The sequence below is a fragment of the Roseibium album genome, from assembly GCF_001404515.1.
Lineage (GTDB): Bacteria > Pseudomonadota > Alphaproteobacteria > Rhizobiales > Stappiaceae > Roseibium > Roseibium album.
The window spans coordinates 150732-166871 of the sequence record NZ_CXWE01000009.1; the positions used below are offsets into that span (position 1 = coordinate 150732).

Here is a 16140-nt window from a genome sequence, read left to right on the forward strand (position 1 = left end):
TCTGAGAGAGAGGCAGCGATCATGGCGAGATTTCGTTTCTGGAAAACAATGGTGAGTGCGGCGGTCCTGACAGTGTTTTCGCTGGGGCCGACGGTCGCAGAAGAAACGCTCGACAGCAACGCGTTTCAGCGCATTATCAAGAACCAGATGAACGCTTTTGCAGCCGGAAATGCCAAAACGGCATATTCCTTTGCGACAAATTCGCTGCAACAGAAGTTTCAGTCGCCGGAACTCTTCATGGAAATGGTTCGGCAAGGCTATCAGCCGGTCTACAATCCAAAAAGTGTCACGTTCGGACAGTCCAAAATTACCAAATTCGGACCGACGCAAGAGGTCCATGTTGTCGGGCCAAAAGGAAAGAACTGGCTCGTACTCTACAGTTTCGAACAGCAGGAAGACGGCAGTTGGCGGATCTCAGGCTGCTATCTGACCAAGTCGGACGGTCTTGCCGCCTAGGATATCCAGGTAGCGTTACTCACAATGCGGCAATATCGCCTCGCGCCCAATCTTCCTTGGTGCGCGCGTAGAATTCGTCGAAACGACCTTCTTCTATTGCATCCCGCATGCCCTGCATGAGTTGCTGGTAGTACGCAATATTGTTCCAGGTAAGCAACATACCCGCCAACCCCTCACCTGCCCGCACGAGGTGGTGCAGATAGGCGCGGCTGTAGACGCTTGACGCAGGGCATTGGTTTTCCGCGTCGAGAGGACGCGCGTCGTCCTGGTGGCGGGCGTTTTTAAGGTTCACCTTGCCGAATTTCGTATATGCCAGCCCGTGCCGGCCTGCGCGTGTCGGCATAACACAGTCGAACTGGTCAATGCCGCGCTTTACGCTTTCCAGGAGATCGTCCGGCGTTCCCACGCCCATCAGGTATCTGGGCTTGTCGACAGGCATCACAGGAGTGGCTATGTCCAACATCTGGAGCATGACATCCTGCGGCTCTCCAACGGCCAGCCCCCCAACCGAAAAGCCTTCAAAGGGCAGCTTGCCGAGACTTTCTGCAGACCTGATGCGAAGATCAGGTTGGTCTCCGCCCTGGACGATGCCGTAGAGGCCCTGCCCTTTCGCGGGGCCGCCCATTGCCTCAAATTGTGTCCTGGAACGTTCGGCCCATCTCAGTGACAATTCCATCGCCCGTTGGATCTCCTCCTTGGGGCTTGGAAGCTTGATGCATTCATCCAGTTGCATCTGGATATCGGAACCGAGCAATCCCTGGATTTCCACGGAACGTTCCGGGGTCAGATGATACTTCCGGCCGTCAATATGGCTCTGGAAACGGACACCTTCTTCGTCGAGTTTGCGCAGCTGCGCCAAAGACATGACCTGAAAACCGCCGCTGTCGGTCAGGATCGTGTGCGGCCAGTTCATGAACGTGTGCAGTCCACCCAGCCTGTCGACACGTTCCGCAGTGGGTCTCAACATGAGGTGATAGGTGTTGCCCAGCACAACGTCGGCACCGGTTTCACGTACCTGTCCCGGATACATGGCCTTGACGGTTGCCTGAGTACCAACCGGCATGAACGCGGGTGTGCGCACGACGCCATGTGGGGTCGTTATTTCCCCCCGTCTGGCCATGCCATCGGTTGCGATCAGTTTGAAATTGAATTTTTTTGCTGTCTCGGACATGGGATCTACTGTGTCACTTTTGCCGGGAACAAAAGGGAACCGTCCCCGTAGCTGTAAAAGCGGTATTGCTCCTCAATTGCATGTGCATAGGCGCCACGCATCGTTTCAAGTCCTGAAAACGCAGACACGAGCATGAAGAGCGTCGACTTTGGCAAATGGAAATTCGTCATCAGGGCATCAATTGCCCTGAACTTATAGCCTGGTGTGATGAAGATTGATGTTTCTCCGGCAAAGGGTGCGATCGAACCTCCTGCCTGGGCAGAGCTTTCCAGTATTCTCAAGGACGTGGTGCCAACGCTGACAACCTTGTTTCCTCTCGCCCTTACTGCAAGAAGAGCCTTTGCGGTGGCGGCTGAAACGTTCCCCCATTCCGCGTGCATCTTGTGGTCACGTGTATCATCGGCTTTCACCGGCAGAAATGTTCCCGCGCCAACATGCAGGGTTACAAGATGTCGCTCAATCCCCCGGTCTTCGAGAGCTTCAAGAAGTTCCTGCGTGAAATGAAGGCCGGCAGTCGGCGCTGCGACCGCACCATCCTTTTCAGCAAAGATCGTTTGATAGTCCTGGCGGTCCTGAACATCCTCGCCTCGCTTTTGCGCGATATAGGGCGGCAAGGGAACGTGACCGACTGTTGCAATGGCGACATCCAGCTCCGAACCGGACGCCTCGAAGACAAGCAGCACCTCGCCGCCATCCGATTTTTCTGCAACCCGCGCCCTCATACTGCATACTGAATTTTCGAAGACGAGAACGTCGCCGGCAATCAGTTTCTTTGCCGGACGGGCAAAGGCTCTCCACTGATCTTGAGCTGTGCGCATATGCAAAGTGACACTGATCCCTGCGGAAACGCCACCACGAAACCGCTGTCCTTCCAGTTGGGCCGGAATGACCTTTGTATCGTTGAATACCAACGCATCGCCAGGCTCCAACAGTCCCGGCAAATCCCGTATGCCCATGTCCTTCAAGACCGGATATTCGGCCGGATTTACAACAAGCATTCGCGCGGAATCTCGCGGACGTGCGGGACGCAGGGCAATCCGTTCATTCGGCAGGTCAAAATCGAATTCTTCGACGCGCATGTCGTTCAGGTCTGTCCAATGGCAATGGGTGGGTCGATGTGTGTGATCGGCGTCAACTGACGGAGCCGGATGCTCAGTGTGCGGCTCTTAAAGGTGCAACGTTTGGAGGTCAACACTTGCCGTTCCGGCGCTACAAGCAAAAACAGCGCGGAAAACTTCCGCGCTGTCCGAATTTTTTGCAATTTAGCGGTCAGGACGCGTCTGCAGCAACCTTGAGCGAAACAATGTTGTCGGGATCCGTTACGGGTTCGCCGCGCTTGATCTTGTCGACATTGTCCATGCCGTCAATCACTTCGCCCCAGGCGGTGTACTGACCGTCAAGCCAGGGTGCGTCGGTGAAGCAGATGAAGAACTGGCTGTCGCCGGAGTTCGGATCCATGGCGCGGGCCATGGAACATGTGCCGCGAACGTGTTTGTGGTTGCTGAATTCAGCTTTCAGCTTCTGGCCGGAACCGCCGGTACCGGTTCCCTGCGGACAACCGGTCTGCGCCATGAAACCGTCGATAACCCTGTGAAACACGATACCGTCGTAAAAGCCTTCCCGCACAAGCTCCTTGATGCGTGCAACATGACCCGGGGCGAGATCCGGTTTCATTTCGATTACGATCGGTCCCTGGCTTGTTTCCATGAGAAGGGTGTTTTCGGCATCCTTGATATCAGCCATGTCTGACTCCTTGGGTCTTTAGAACTGGGGCTATTTTTGGTTTATTGAGCGTCTGCTGCGATCTGCATCTTGACGATCTTGTCAGGGTTCGCAGGCGGCTCGCCAAGAGCGATATTGTCGATATATTGCATACCGTCAACAACTTCGCCGAAAACCGTGTATTGACCGTTCAGCCAGTCGCCGTCGGCAAACATGATAAAGAACTGCGAGTTGGCACTGTTCGGGTCGGCAGCACGGGCCATGCCAAGCGTTCCACGGCGGAAGGGTGTGTCCGTGAATTCGGCTGCAATATTCGGTTCGCTGGAGCCTCCGGTCCCGTTGCCTTTCGGGTCACCGGTCTGTGCCATGAAGTTGTCTATCACCCTGTGAAAAGTGAGCCCGTCATAAAAACCTTCCCTGGTCAGTTTCTTGATCCGTTCAACATGATTCGGGGCAAGGTCAGGACGGAGCTGGATGACGACACGGCCGTCTTTCAAATCAAGGAAAAGCGTATTGTCCGGGTCCGTACCCTGTGCACTGGAAATGGCGGGAACGAGAACGATCGACGCGAGAATGGCAATCATTGCGATTAGTCGTGACACTGGAGACTCCTTAACCAAGGTCAGTGGAATTGATTGTCAACTGTCCGGTCTTGCGCGGCGCCTCAAAGGCGACGCGACCGGTTCGGGTACAAATGCGGAAATCTCTCCGCCCATCTTTGCGATTTGCCGTACCAAGGTGGCGGTGATGTGGCGTACATCTGGAGACGCTGGCAGGAAAACGGTCCGGATGTCAGGCTCCAGCGTACCGTTCATTCCGGCCATCTGCATTTCATAGTCAAGATCAGTGCCATCTCTCAAGCCGCGGACCAGATACGCCGCCCCCTGCTCGCGCGCGGTGTCGACAACCAGGTTCGAAAAGGAGATCACATCGATACGGTCGGCTTCCGCAGCAGCAAATTCCGCACGGGCTGCTTCATGAATCAGGTTGAGCCGTTCCTCGAACGAAAACAAAGGTGTTTTTCCCGGATGGACACCTATGGCGACCACGACCTTGTCTGCCAGCGCAAGTGCCTGATGCAATATGTCCATATGGCCGTTGGTGACCGGGTCGAAGGACCCGGGATATAGCGCAATGCGTTTCATGGCCAATTCCATACTCCGCCTTCCGGCGGGTCACAAGGGAAACACTGAGACAACTGCAATTTTTGTCCACACGAGACATTGTGTGACTGGCATCACATAAGTCTTCTCATTGTTGGTCCAAGGTGTGTTCATCGAAAACACGGCGTGAGCAGGAGCCAGGACCATGAGGAGTTACGTTACATCGGGCCCGACTTTCAATGAGAAGTCGGCACAACCATTCAGTATTCAGGCAAACGCTGCGGATTCCGCGATGCACGTCAAGATGGCCGCCATCTTCGTTCTGGCATTGCTGACAATGATCGCTGCGGGCGTGATGAGCATGCACCCAAGCAATGCATCTCAGGCCGAAGACCTGACCAGCCTTGCGACACAGGGCCTTACAGCCACCAAGACGGATCGTATTGCCGTATCGAAGTCATCCGACACATGCAACTCTCAGGCGTGGGGCGCATGGAGTGAAGAGTGTGCTGCTTCCCTCACGGGAGCCAACAAGGTACGCAACGTTTCATTCGTTACGATCGAGCAAAAGGCTCCGACCGCCAACGAAACAATTCTTGCACGCTACCCCACCGTCAACTGATACGCCTACCTCCAAGTTATTCCCCGTAACGGCAAACAGCGGCACAGGTTCCACCCTGGCCGCTGTTGTCGTATGTGCTGATGCTTTCCTCGCGTGTCATCAGAGCGAGTTGTTTCCAGCGTATTGGGTGTTCGGAGCCGATCATGGTTCTCTCTCTGATCTTCTTCAAACGAACATTGATGTTGTTTTGGGTATTGTGGTGGCTGGCTGCGTTTTTGACGGATCTGGGAGGCGCAATGTTTCAGCTGGGGTGGTTTAGCGAGAACTGGCTTCCCCACTCAATTTATCCCTACCTTGTAAAAACCATTGCCTTGTATGATCCGCCACAGTTTCTTGCCCGGCTCCTGTTTGCAGGAATCATCTGCTGGTTGTTTCTCTCGACGGTGTTTTTTGTCCGCGCCGTGTTCACTTCTACCCTTCGAAGGGACGTGTGGATTGCGCGGGTCAACAGTACCTTCATCAATTCGCTGGCATTGTGGCTGGCAATTGTCACGGCCGATCAGGTTGTCAAATAAATCGATCTTGAACAAAATCAGATGGTGCAAGCCGGTTTCAAGTTACTTACCTTTCTGGCTATTCACACACTTCCAGACGCGTAACGTTTTTCGTCAAGACAGAAACAAAAAAGACGGCAACACGCCGCCTTTGATGTCGTTTGTCTATTTAAGTGTTTTGTCAGCTGTCACCGTCCGGGGCAGCCGCTGACGGATCGCCGTCAGAACCCTGATCGCTGTTGTCACCGTCCGTGACTTCGCCTTCCTCATCGAGATCTTCGTCGTCATCGACTTCCGAGATACCTTCCACAGCGACGACTTTTTCTTCCGTGGCCGTCTTGAAGACGATCACGCCCTGCGTCGCGCGGCCAGCAATGCGGATACCGTCCACCGGACAGCGGATGAGCTGACCACCGTCCGTTACCAGCATGATCTGGTGACTGTCTTCGACCGGGAACGACGCGATCAGGCCGCCATTGCGATCATTGACAGCCATAGCGGTAATGCCCTTGCCTCCACGCCCGGTCACGCGATATTCGAAGGACGAAGTCCTCTTGCCGTATCCATTTTCGGAGACAGTCAGGATAATCTGTTCGGCAGCACTCATTTGCGCATAGCGCTCCTGAGGCAAGTCGCCCGCAACGACGCCTTCTTCATCAGCACCGCTGCCGCTCTCGTCTGCTTCCCCGCGCATCGCTCTCGACAGCTTCAGATAGGCAGCCCGCTCTTCAGCGTCGACGTCAATGTGATGAAGGATCTGCATCGAGATGACCCGATCCTCTTCTGCCAACCGGATCCCACGGACACCAACTGAGTTCCGGCCCGCAAAAACGCGAACATCGGTGGTCGCAAAGCGAATGCACTGACCGGAATTGGTGGTCAGCATGACGTCGTCGTGTTCTGAGCAGGTGTCAACACCGACAATACCGTCGCCGTCTTCCAGCTTCATCGCAATCTTGCCGTTTCGGTTGATATTGACGAAGTCGGAGAGTTTGTTCCGTCGCACTGTCCCGCGCACGGTTGCGAACATCACATCGAGATTTGCCCAGCTGTCTTCGTCCTCAGGCAACGGCAGAATAGACGTTATCTGTTCGCCCTGCTCCAGCGGCAGCATGTTCACTAGCGCCTTGCCTCGAGAGGTCGGCCCTCCCAGAGGCAGACGCCAGACCTTCATCTTGTAACAGATGCCACGTGAGGAGAAGAACAGCACTGGCGTGTGCGTATTGGCGACGAATAGACGTGTGACGAAATCCTCATCCTTGGTCGCCATTCCAGCGCGACCCTTGCCGCCACGGCGTTGTGCCCGGTAGGTGGCGAGAGGTACGCGCTTGATGTAACCGCTGTGTGACACGGTAACGACCATGTCTTCGCGCTGGATCAGGTCCTCGTCGTCAAAGTCGGCGCCGCCCTCGACAATCTCCGTTCTGCGCGGCGTTGCGAACTCTTCCTTGATCTCCAGCATTTCATTGCGGACTATTTCCTGGATTCGTGCCCTGGAGCGCAAGATATCCAGGAAGTCGGAGATTTCGCCACCGATCTTCTTGAGTTCGTCGTCGATTTCGTCGCGGCCGAGAGCTGTCAGGCGCTGCAGGCGCAGATCCAGTATCGCCCGTGCCTGCTCTTCAGAGAGCTTGTAGGTGCCATCTTCGCGAACCTGATGACGCGGGTCATCGATCAGTCGGATCAGAGGTTCGACATCCCTTGCCGGCCAGTCGCGTTCCATCAACTGGGCTCTTGCCGTCGCCGGATCCGGAGCAGTCCTGATCAGGTGAATGACTTCATCGATGTTGGCAACTGCAATGCCCAGACCAACCAGGATATGGGCACGGTCACGGGCCTTTTTCAGCAGATAGCGCGTCCGCCTCTGGACAACTTCTTCGCGGAAGGCGACGAAGGCCGTGAGCATGTCGGACAGGTTCATCTGTTCCGGTTTGCCACCGTTCAGGGCGACCATGTTTGCGCCGAAGGAAGTCTGAAGCTGACTGAAGCGATAGAGCTGGTTCAGAACGACATCCGGCACCGCATCGCGTTTGAGCTCGATAACGACCCGCATTCCGGATCGGTCGCTTTCATCGCGGATGTCCGAAATTCCCTCGACACGTTTGTCACGGACAAGTTCGGCGATCTTTTCGATCATGGTCGACTTGTTGACCTGGTACGGTATCTCAGAAACGATCAGCGCATTCCGGTCCTTGCGCACTTCCTCGATATCGACTTTTGCCCGCATGACGATAGAGCCACGGCCGGTTTCATAGGCATTGCGTATACCTGCTCGTCCCAGGATCATGCCGCCGGTGGGGAAATCGGGTCCGGGCACAATTTCCATGAGCTCCATCAGCGTCATGGCCGGATTTTCCATGATGGCGATCGCCGCGTCGATAACCTCCCCCAGATTGTGGGGCGGTATGTTGGTTGCCATGCCGACGGCAATGCCACCGGCGCCATTTACGAGCAGATTGGGAAACTTGGCCGGAATAACGACCGGTTCGCTTTCCGAGTTGTCATAGTTCTCCTGAAAGTCGACTGTTTCCTTGTCGATATCATCCAGGAGCTTGTGAGCGACCTTTTCCAGCCGACACTCGGTGTAACGCATCGCCGCCGCCGGATCACCGTCGACGGAACCGAAGTTTCCCTGGCCGTCGATCAGTGGCAGTCGCAGCGAAAAGTTTTGCGCCATGCGAACCAGCGCATCGTAGATCGCGCTGTCACCATGCGGGTGGTATTTACCCATGACATCGCCGACGACACGAGCTGACTTGCGATAAGGCTTGTTCCACTCATAGCCGTTTTCGTGCATCGAATAGAGGATGCGCCGGTGAACCGGTTTCAGGCCATCTCGGACGTCGGGCAATGCACGCGACACGATCACGCTCATGGCGTAATCGAGATAACTGCGTTTCATTTCGTCGACGATAGAGACCGGTTTGATATCGGACGGCAAACCGTCCGAAGGGGTGCTGTTGTCCTGGTCGGCCAAGGAAGAACTCATTTCATTGTTATTGCTGGTTCTTTTATATCCGATTCAACTGCATGGGCCAAATTTGAGGCAGTTTTCCTCTCCAGTAATAATCCTTGTAATTCAATATGTTATAAAGAGTATTCACAGGGTGCGAAAATGAATTTCGGAAAGCGGCTCGAAGTCGGCGTCAATCCCCTGTAACAAGGCCGAATCCGAGCCACCATCAATGCCGTGGAAGCCCAGAATGCTCGACTATTTCATCAACGCGTTTGCCACACTTTTCGTTACGATCGACCCGGTCGGTCTTGCGCCGATGTTTCTGGCTGTCACAGCCGGAATGAGCAGAGCGGACCGAAGGAAGGTCGCGGTTCGGGCGACGCTGACTGCAGCTGGAATTCTTCTGATCTTCTATGCTTCTGGCCAGACAGTTCTGAATGTGCTCGGCATTTCGGTATCGGCGTTTCGCGTTGCAGGTGGCATTCTGCTCTTTCTGATCGCGATCGAGATGATTTTTGGAAAGAGACAGGAGCGCAAGGCGGAAACGGCAGAAAAAGCCGTGGAGTCCCAGGGACATCACGGTACAGTCAATGAAATTGCCATCTTTCCGCTTGCTATACCGCTGATTTCGGGCCCGGCAACCATTTCCGCAATCATCCTGCTGTCGAGCCAGGCTCCCGACACGGTCGCCTATGCGGGCCTTGGCGGCGTGATCGCGATTATCCTTTTGAGCTGCATGGGTGCCTTTCTGCTGGCCGACAAACTGGAAAGACTGCTTGGCGAAACTGCGCAACTCGTCATCACGCGCCTGTTGGGGGTTCTCCTCGCTGCGCTTTCGGTTCAGTTCGTGGCAGATGGCGTGTTGACACTCGTGCGCGGTTAGCGCGGCAAGGTTATCCGCAATTCCTGGCCTGATACACCGTGAACGCTGTCCCGGGCACGGATAATCACTTCATTCAGATCGTCGGGTATGGAAACACCGGAGAGTGAACGTGTAAACGGTTGTTCTTCCACATGCGGATGATGCAGAACACGCTCTCCCAGAAGGTCACCGCCGGGAGAATAGACCTGCCACAGGTCTGCGTAGTGATCCCATCCGGTATCACCATGTTTGAGGGTCACGGAGAATGACCATGTGTCTCCTGCCTGGCGTGCCGTTGCGTCGACGATTTCGACTTCGTCGGCATAAGCCGATGTGGCTATTGCCAGTGCCGCAAATAGCAGCGCATTCGACAGCTTCATTCCCGGAACATACATTTTCAAACTCCTGCAGATTTGCACGGCATCTTCGCAAACGCTCGCAACGAGATCAAAGTCACGACTGCGTCATCACCGTATTCGTAACAGTGGAGTACGAGATTTCACTTTCTCGAAGAGGATATGAAATTCGATCTTGTCTGCAACAACATTGAGGGTTGCGGAATTTCATGCGGGTTGCAGGTTTCAACGGACTTCTTCATTCTCAATACCGGAGGAAGGTCATGCCGGTTGATGAAGATGGCGTTCGAAAAATACTGACCAAGCTCAAGGCCGAACTTGAAGCCTATAGCGAAATTTCCGAGGAGGCGCGGGCAACGGTAACACTTGACCAACAATCGGTCGGTCGGTTGTCACGTATGGATGCCCTGCAGGGTCAGGCGATGGCTCAAGCGTCCGAGCGGCAACGTCGGGCGGACATTCAGAAAATTGCTGCGGCTCTTAGCCGCCTTGAAGAGGGGGAATACGGATTTTGCGTCGAGTGCGGAGAGGAAATTGCCGAAATGCGCCTCAAAGTCGATCCGGCTGCAGCTTTTTGCATCAGGTGCGCGCAGTAGACCTTGCGGTTAGGTGATGTTGCAGCGACCGCAGAAAGTCGCTCACCCGCTTGTTGGTTGCAAGCATGGGAAATTCCTCGAGCGCCTTTTCTGTCCAGGCCGTTTCCGGATCGAGAATACTTCTCAGTGTTTCGAGCTCCAACAATTCCCTGTCGTGCAAGGGAAATGTCTTAGCTGAGTCGAGCAGCAAGAGCATTTCATGAATTCGGCGCAAGACGGACAGTGCACTTGCCATTTGCTCCTTAAGTGCTGGATCTTGCCGCCATCCGATACCTTTGAAGACTTCGTTCGTTACACGTTGTCCAGCACCGTGACAATCATATGAAACACATCCTCTGAATCCCAAGTCTTCCCTCTTGTCAAAGATGCTGCATCTGTCTGTAGCGTCCAGATTTGGACAAACCTCACAAGCATCCTTGTCGATACCGAAGGATTCTGACTTGTCGAACGCAAACACCACGCAGCAAAGGGCTGCACAGGATGTGCAGTCAGGTGTTAGTTTTTCCTGAGGATCCATTTGCGAAGTCGAAACTCTCCATAGCTAACCGTATGTCTGCCTAACGACGAATATATTAACTACCAACGCCATAGATTTCGTTTCTTGAGCGAACGTTTGATTTTCCAGAACTTTTTGCTCTTGCGTATTTTCAATGATTGCGGTGGCAACAGTTCCGAGTACAATTCACTGCGCTTGTCCAACCTTCCAAGACCGGTCCAACCTCGATAAATTGTCAGATCGAGTTGTTGCATGTTGGATTCGAAAACACAGTTTATGAACTTCAGAATGCGTCGATTCTCAAGCTCTACATAGTAACTGTCCAACTCGCTGCCCTCGCAATAGGGTGCGCTATCGATGTCGTCGAAAAAAATCACGCCGCCTTTCTTGATGTAAGGAAAAAATCCGTAAAGCTCTTTGTAGACGTGTTTCGTCGTGTGCAACGAGTCAATGAATAGAATGTCTATCCCATTTTTAAGAATGGGCGCTTCGGTCACTATGTTCTCTACGTCAGCTGAATCTGATCTTATGAATGTCCACTTAGAAGAGGATGCAACGCCAGAGCAGTTATCAATATCAACGGACACAAGTGCGCCTTTTTGGCTGTCTCCCAATGCATTCAAAAACAACTTTGTTGAATTTCCGGACTGAACACCTAGTTCAAGAATCGTCGGATTTGAGAGACTTACGGCATGCGAATGCATTGTGAGGTAATGCTTTGCATTGAAATGCAAGTTTTCACTGCCTTTGACGGTATTTTTGTATTTTTCGATTACTTCCTCGTACATATTCAAAAAATCCAACAGCTCGATTTAAGTAAGACCTACTCATTTTCATGTTTAGCGATAAACGAATACTTCCAAAGGGGCTTTGATCAAACAAATCCTGTCGCCCGCGGCGTCGATTGGCAATTCGGGTCTCACTCCCACTCAATCGTGCCGGGAGGCTTTGAGGTGATGTCGTAGGTCACTCGGTTGATACCCTGCACCTCGTTGATGATCCGGGTTGCCGTTTCACCCAAAAACTCGTGCGTGAAGGGATAATAATCTGCCGTCATGCCATCGACGGACGTTACGGCTCTGAGAGCGCAGGCATAATCGTATGTGCGCCCGTCACCCATGACTCCAACGGTGCGAACGGGCAAGATGGCGACAAACGCCTGCCAGATTTCATCGTACAGGCCGTGCTTGCGAATCTGATCGATATAAACGGCATCGGCCTTGCGCAGGATTTCGAGCTTTTCTCGCGTGATTTCTCCCGGACAGCGGATCGCAAGTCCAGGACCGGGAAACGGGTGGCGGCCAATGAAACTCGCCGGCAAACCAAGCTCGCGGCCAAGTGCCCTCACCTCATCCTTGAACAGCTCGCGCAGGGGTTCCACCAGTTTCAATCCCATCTTTTCCGGCAAACCGCCGACATTGTGGTGAGACTTGATGGTGACGGAAGGCCCGCCTGAGAAACTCACGCTTTCAATGACATCCGGATAAAGAGTTCCCTGAGCGAGGAATTCGGCTCCATCGATATCGTTGGCATATTTCTGAAAGACATCGATGAACAGTTTACCGATTGTCTTTCGCTTTTGCTCCGGGTCGGAGACGCCCTCCAGCGCGTTCAGAAAGAGGTCGGCTTCATCGGCATGGATCAATGGAATATTGTAGTTGTCCCGGAACATGGACACCACTTCATCTGCTTCGTTCAAACGCAGCAGCCCGTGATCGACGAAGACGCAGGTCAACTGATCGCCGATGGCTTCGTGGATCAGGACGGCGGCCACCGAACTGTCAACACCACCGGACAGACCGCAAATGACTTTCCTGTCGCCAACCTGATCACGGATCTTAGCGATCGCGTCGTCCCGGTAGGCTCCCATGGTCCAGTCGCCCTTGAAGCCTGCAAGACGCACGAAGTTTTCATAGAGCTTCTTGCCGTTCGGCGTGTGATGCACCTCGGGATGAAACTGTACGGCAAAGAAATTGCGCTCGGTGTCTGCAGTAATTGCAAATGGCGCATTCGGTGACGTTCCGTAGACATCGAAGCCTGGAGCGATCTCGCTGACGTGGTCGCCGTGGCTCATCCAGACCTGTTCCCTGTCATCTGCGAACCAGCCTTCCAGAAGCGCCAGGTCCGAGCCTTTCGGGGTGACGAAGGCGCGGCCGAATTCAGCGGTCCCGTGTCCCCTTTCCACTTTCCCCCCCAGACAGTGCATCATCACCTGCTGGCCATAGCAGATACCGAGTATCGGAATGCCCAGGTCGAAGACCGAAGCAGGAGGCATGGGTGCGCCTTCAGCGAAGACCGAGGAAGGGCCGCCAGACAAGATCACCGCTTTGGGCGCGAACTCCGTCAGAAAAGATTCGGTGACATTCTGAAATGGATGAATTTCGCAGTAAACACTCAGCTCTCGCAGGCGACGGGCAATGAGCTGGGTCACCTGGGAACCGAAATCGATAATGAGAAGGCGATCATGATGTGTCATGGCCAGCTTCTACCCGGTCTTTTTTGCAAAATGAACCCGGATTTTTAGCGTTGTGGCGTGTCGCACAGGATTTTTATGACATGATCGGGTCGATTCTGATCGCTGGAACCGTCCGGACCGCGTCCCGTTTACTGCCCACAAGCTGTGTACGGGCAAATTTCCGTTTTGACCCCTGCCGAACTGGTCCACTAAAGTCGGCCAAACGGCAACTGCACCCACCACAGGATCGGGCATTGGTCAGGTCTTCTAAAAGTCGGAACTTATATGACCGCAACTGCTCGTGAAACATTCGAAGAAGCTATTGCTCTGGAAAAGTCCGGTGAGCTGGACAAGGCGCTGGTCTCCTATCTGAGAGCACAGGAACTCGCGCCACGGGACTCCGAAATAGCCTACCGAACGGCATCCGCTCTTCTGCAGGCCGGCTATCTTGAGGAAGCGCAGTCCCAACTTCGCCGTATCGTCTTTACAGAACCGGACAATCTGGACGCCCGTGCGAGTCTCGGCAATTGCCAACTTCTCATGGGCGACACGGAAAATGCAGGTCTGAATTTCCGCGACGTACTCACGCTGGTTCCCGACAACAGAAATGCGCTCTACGGCTACGCAAGTGTGTGCATTCGGGACGATAGACCCCACGAGGCAGCAGAAACGGCAAAACGGCTGGTTCATCTGTTGCCTGGTTCACCGGCCGTTCTCGCACTTTTTGCAGAAACACAAGCAAAAACTGGACAAAGCGCTGCTGCGATTGCAGCTTTCCGCAAGGCGCTCAAGGTCGATCCGGATCATTTGCCTGCATTGCTCGGTCTTTCTGAGGTCCTGTTCCGCCGCAAGCGCTATGACGAGGTCATCGAGCTTACAATCCGGGCAAATTCCATTTCACCCGCAGACCCTCTTCCTCTTGAGCTCCTTTCGGACGCACTTGCCGGAAAAGGAGCCGCGGATGACGCCTATGAGGCCGCCGAGGCAGCACTCAAGCTCAGTCCCGCATCCCTGTCCTGCCTTGTCCGTCTCAGTGTCCTTAGCCGCAAACTCGGCAACTTCTCCGCTGCACTCAGGTATGCACTTGAGGCGCATGACCTCAATGAAGGCGCCCAGGAACCACTCAATGCGCTAGGAGCTGCTCTCGCCTCTCTCAAATATGCCGAAGAAGCCCGATCGGTCCTGACAGGCCTGAGTGCCGGAAGAGGCCTGGACGATCGCGTCAGAAAGGTTGCTGAAAACCTTGTCGCTTCTTCGATCGGCCATCAGCGCGAGAACGTATCTTCATCGGAACGGCGCAAGTCGGAAATCTACGAAGAAACCTTGCCGGCAGCACCAGTTCAATCTGAAGCCGGGAGCCTGCGACCGGTGTCCGAGACGGTGAAAAGCGAACAGTCGCGACCTTCTGATGTTGCCCGGCCGGACGATGGTCCGGAACCCAACATACTTGGGCTACAACGCCGCGATCGCACGTGACATCCGGAGGGACCTCCCCGAAAGGCCATTCAGATACTGTTAAGGCGCTGCTCGCTCAAACATGGCAACGAAAAAACCGTCCGTACCGGTAGACGCAGGCGTCAACAGGATTTCACCGCGCTCAGAAACGTATTTCGGCTGCGGTCGCGACGGCAACAACTTGTTCCAGCTGTCGATAACGGACCTTGATTCAAAATCCCTGTTTTCCCCCAGGAACCATTTCACCTGTTCCTGGTTTTCCCGGGGCAACACGGAGCAGGTCACATAGACCATCCGGCCGCCGGGTTTGACGTATCTGCTCGCATTCTGGAGAACGTGTTGCTGATCTTCGACACGGGCAGCAAGTGACTTGTCCGTCAGGCGCCATTTTGAGTCCGGTCTGCGGCGCCAGACGCCGGTGCCTGTGCAAGGGGCGTCGATGAACACCAGGTCCATCTGGCCTTCCAGATCCGCAAGTGTCGTGCTCGCCGGATCCCTGACCTGGATATTCCGCGCACCCGCGCGCTGGAGGCGTTCATGAATTGGCGCGAGGCGCAGCCTGTCCGCGTCGTATGCGTAGAGTTGCCCCCTGTTCTGCATCGATGCCGCGAGAGCAAGCGTTTTGCCGCCACCGCCCGCACAATAATCCAGAACTTGTTCACCCTGACTAGCCTGAGCCAGAATTGCCGCCAATTGACTGGCCTCGTCCTGCAGCTCGAACCAACCTTTCCGGTATCCTTCCTCTGCCTGGACGTGGGGCATGCGCCCGAGCCCGGGCTTTGCCTCGATGCGGATGCCTTCCGGCGAAATACCGGCAACAACCGCGCCCGTATGGCTGAGGCGTTTCAAGACCTTTTCCCGGTCCGCCTTCAAGGTATTGGTTCTCAGATCCACGGGCGCACGTGTGGCAAGCGCGCGCCCCTCTTCCACGGCACTGTCATTGAAGGCAGCTACGAATTCAGGCCACAACCACTCAGGAACGTCTGCCCGATCTGACGCTGACATTTCCAGGTCGAAGCTATCCTCAAGCCGGGCAATTTCCTCTTCTGTGAGTTCCTCAGGCGCGTGGCGGTCCTGCACAAGTGCATCCGACAGGGCTTCGATGCCTTTTTGCCAGGTTATCGCATAAGTCGCGAGCGTAATGGCCCGCGGCAGGTCGCTTGCCATTCGCGCAGCCAGCGATGCCCTGTTCCGCAAGGCATCAAATACGAGGTTCCCGATCGCGGTACGGTCGCCCGAACCTGCAAATCTGTGAGAATTGCCCCAGTCCTTCAAGGCGACCTGGGCCGGTCTGTGCCGGCTTTCTATTTCTGTCAGGACTTCAATTGCAGCCGCAAGGCGTCCGCCATCTTTCATGTCGATCCCCGGGTACGGTCCGCGATTTGAACAAGGACCA

17 protein-coding genes are annotated in these 16140 nt (G+C 54.7%); 6 read left to right on the top strand and 11 right to left on the bottom strand.

What is annotated here, in order from left to right; translation table 11 throughout:
• The first annotated feature begins 21 nt into the window (after nt 1-21).
• Nucleotides 22-456, top strand: a complete 435-nt coding sequence (locus tag LA5095_RS26775) for a DUF4864 domain-containing protein (RefSeq protein ID WP_055120668.1) — start codon at nt 22-24, stop codon at nt 454-456.
• A 19-nt stretch (nt 457-475) separates the two neighbouring features.
• Here LA5095_RS26775 and tgt read toward each other — a convergent pair whose 3' ends face one another.
• The 5 genes from tgt to coaD form a co-directional block, all read right to left on the bottom strand.
• Entirely contained in the window at nt 476-1627 is a 1152-nt protein-coding gene (gene tgt / locus LA5095_RS26780; RefSeq protein WP_055120670.1) for a tRNA guanosine(34) transglycosylase Tgt, read from the bottom strand.
• Between the two features lie 5 nt (nt 1628-1632).
• Nucleotides 1633-2706, bottom strand: coding sequence for a tRNA preQ1(34) S-adenosylmethionine ribosyltransferase-isomerase QueA (queA, locus tag LA5095_RS26785; RefSeq protein WP_055120672.1), 1074 nt, complete (start codon nt 2704-2706; stop codon nt 1633-1635).
• Nucleotides 2707-2896: 190 nt separating this feature from the next.
• Complete coding sequence (locus tag LA5095_RS26790; protein ID WP_055120674.1) at nt 2897-3370, bottom strand: peptidylprolyl isomerase; 474 nt, start codon at nt 3368-3370, stop codon at nt 2897-2899.
• A gap of 41 nt (nt 3371-3411) precedes the next feature.
• A complete protein-coding gene (locus tag LA5095_RS26795; protein WP_055120676.1) occupies nt 3412-3933 on the bottom strand; it encodes a peptidylprolyl isomerase in 522 nt (173 codons plus the stop codon).
• 54 nt (nt 3934-3987) lie between these two features.
• On the bottom strand, nt 3988-4494 hold the full coding sequence (gene coaD / locus LA5095_RS26800; protein ID WP_055120834.1) for a pantetheine-phosphate adenylyltransferase: 507 nt from the start codon (nt 4492-4494) through the stop codon (nt 3988-3990).
• 163 nt (nt 4495-4657) lie between these two features.
• Between coaD and LA5095_RS26805 the strand changes: the two genes are divergently transcribed.
• Nucleotides 4658-5074, top strand: coding sequence for a hypothetical protein (locus LA5095_RS26805; RefSeq protein WP_055120678.1), 417 nt, complete (start codon nt 4658-4660; stop codon nt 5072-5074).
• Nucleotides 5075-5217: 143 nt separating this feature from the next.
• Nucleotides 5218-5589 (top strand): hypothetical protein, encoded by a 372-nt coding sequence (locus tag LA5095_RS26810; RefSeq protein ID WP_055120680.1) that lies wholly within the window; start codon nt 5218-5220, stop codon nt 5587-5589.
• Nucleotides 5590-5749: 160 nt separating this feature from the next.
• Here LA5095_RS26810 and gyrA read toward each other — a convergent pair whose 3' ends face one another.
• A complete protein-coding gene (gene gyrA / locus LA5095_RS26815) occupies nt 5750-8557 on the bottom strand; it encodes a DNA gyrase subunit A (RefSeq protein WP_082442924.1) in 2808 nt (935 codons plus the stop codon).
• A 214-nt stretch (nt 8558-8771) separates the two neighbouring features.
• On the opposite strand from gyrA, the gene LA5095_RS26820 reads away from it, so the two are divergent.
• Complete coding sequence (locus LA5095_RS26820) at nt 8772-9407, top strand: MarC family protein (protein WP_055120681.1); 636 nt, start codon at nt 8772-8774, stop codon at nt 9405-9407.
• Here LA5095_RS26820 and LA5095_RS26825 read toward each other — a convergent pair.
• Nucleotides 9404-9781: a hypothetical protein gene (locus LA5095_RS26825; protein WP_235808888.1), complete on the bottom strand. Its 378-nt coding sequence runs from the start codon at nt 9779-9781 to the stop codon at nt 9404-9406. The genes LA5095_RS26820 and LA5095_RS26825 overlap by 4 nt on opposite strands.
• 224 nt (nt 9782-10005) lie before the next feature.
• Here LA5095_RS26825 and LA5095_RS26830 point away from each other — a divergent pair, with 224 nt between their 5' ends.
• Entirely contained in the window at nt 10006-10338 is a 333-nt protein-coding gene (locus tag LA5095_RS26830; protein ID WP_055120840.1) for a TraR/DksA family transcriptional regulator, read from the top strand.
• Here the strand turns inward: LA5095_RS26830 and LA5095_RS26835 are convergent.
• From LA5095_RS26835 to guaA, 3 genes are all read right to left on the bottom strand, one after another.
• Entirely contained in the window at nt 10322-10855 is a 534-nt protein-coding gene (locus LA5095_RS26835) for a hypothetical protein (RefSeq protein WP_055120683.1), read from the bottom strand. The genes LA5095_RS26830 and LA5095_RS26835 overlap by 17 nt on opposite strands.
• Nucleotides 10856-10914: 59 nt before the next feature.
• Nucleotides 10915-11622 carry a class I SAM-dependent methyltransferase gene (locus LA5095_RS26840; RefSeq protein ID WP_055120685.1) on the bottom strand — a complete coding sequence of 236 codons (708 nt, stop codon included), beginning with the start codon at nt 11620-11622 and terminating at the stop codon, nt 10915-10917.
• Nucleotides 11623-11753: 131 nt separating this feature from the next.
• A complete protein-coding gene (guaA, locus tag LA5095_RS26845) occupies nt 11754-13310 on the bottom strand; it encodes a glutamine-hydrolyzing GMP synthase (RefSeq protein WP_055120687.1) in 1557 nt (518 codons plus the stop codon).
• A 264-nt stretch (nt 13311-13574) separates the two neighbouring features.
• Here guaA and LA5095_RS26850 point away from each other — a divergent pair, with 264 nt between their 5' ends.
• Nucleotides 13575-14765: a tetratricopeptide repeat protein gene (locus LA5095_RS26850; RefSeq protein ID WP_055120688.1), complete on the top strand. Its 1191-nt coding sequence runs from the start codon at nt 13575-13577 to the stop codon at nt 14763-14765.
• A 39-nt stretch (nt 14766-14804) separates the two neighbouring features.
• On the opposite strand, the gene LA5095_RS26855 is transcribed toward LA5095_RS26850, so the two are convergent.
• Complete coding sequence (locus LA5095_RS26855) at nt 14805-16100, bottom strand: RsmB/NOP family class I SAM-dependent RNA methyltransferase (RefSeq protein ID WP_055120691.1); 1296 nt, start codon at nt 16098-16100, stop codon at nt 14805-14807.
• Between the last annotated feature and the right edge of the window lie 40 nt (nt 16101-16140).

What these genes read in the sequence shown, in the direction of transcription:
- LA5095_RS26775 (WP_055120668.1), top strand. Translation starts at nt 22, where the DNA reads ATGGCGAGATTTCGTTTCTGGAAAACAATGGTGAGTGCGGCGGTCCTG.
- tgt (WP_055120670.1), bottom strand. Translation starts at nt 1,627, where the DNA reads ATGTCCGAGACAGCAAAAAAATTCAATTTCAAACTGATCGCAACCGAT.
- queA (WP_055120672.1), bottom strand. Translation starts at nt 2,706, where the DNA reads ATGCGCGTCGAAGAATTCGATTTTGACCTGCCGAATGAACGGATTGCC.
- LA5095_RS26790 (WP_055120674.1), bottom strand. Translation starts at nt 3,370, where the DNA reads ATGGCTGATATCAAGGATGCCGAAAACACCCTTCTCATGGAAACAAGC.
- LA5095_RS26795 (WP_055120676.1), bottom strand. Translation starts at nt 3,933, where the DNA reads ATGATTGCCATTCTCGCGTCGATCGTTCTCGTTCCCGCCATTTCCAGT.
- coaD (WP_055120834.1), bottom strand. Translation starts at nt 4,494, where the DNA reads ATGAAACGCATTGCGCTATATCCCGGGTCCTTCGACCCGGTCACCAAC.
- LA5095_RS26805 (WP_055120678.1), top strand. Translation starts at nt 4,658, where the DNA reads ATGAGGAGTTACGTTACATCGGGCCCGACTTTCAATGAGAAGTCGGCA.
- LA5095_RS26810 (WP_055120680.1), top strand. Translation starts at nt 5,218, where the DNA reads ATGGTTCTCTCTCTGATCTTCTTCAAACGAACATTGATGTTGTTTTGG.
- gyrA (WP_082442924.1), bottom strand. Translation starts at nt 8,557, where the DNA reads ATGAGTTCTTCCTTGGCCGACCAGGACAACAGCACCCCTTCGGACGGT.
- LA5095_RS26820 (WP_055120681.1), top strand. Translation starts at nt 8,772, where the DNA reads ATGCTCGACTATTTCATCAACGCGTTTGCCACACTTTTCGTTACGATC.
- LA5095_RS26825 (WP_235808888.1), bottom strand. Translation starts at nt 9,781, where the DNA reads ATGTATGTTCCGGGAATGAAGCTGTCGAATGCGCTGCTATTTGCGGCA.
- LA5095_RS26830 (WP_055120840.1), top strand. Translation starts at nt 10,006, where the DNA reads ATGCCGGTTGATGAAGATGGCGTTCGAAAAATACTGACCAAGCTCAAG.
- LA5095_RS26835 (WP_055120683.1), bottom strand. Translation starts at nt 10,855, where the DNA reads ATGGATCCTCAGGAAAAACTAACACCTGACTGCACATCCTGTGCAGCC.
- LA5095_RS26840 (WP_055120685.1), bottom strand. Translation starts at nt 11,622, where the DNA reads ATGTACGAGGAAGTAATCGAAAAATACAAAAATACCGTCAAAGGCAGT.
- guaA (WP_055120687.1), bottom strand. Translation starts at nt 13,310, where the DNA reads ATGACACATCATGATCGCCTTCTCATTATCGATTTCGGTTCCCAGGTG.
- LA5095_RS26850 (WP_055120688.1), top strand. Translation starts at nt 13,575, where the DNA reads ATGACCGCAACTGCTCGTGAAACATTCGAAGAAGCTATTGCTCTGGAA.
- LA5095_RS26855 (WP_055120691.1), bottom strand. Translation starts at nt 16,100, where the DNA reads ATGAAAGATGGCGGACGCCTTGCGGCTGCAATTGAAGTCCTGACAGAA.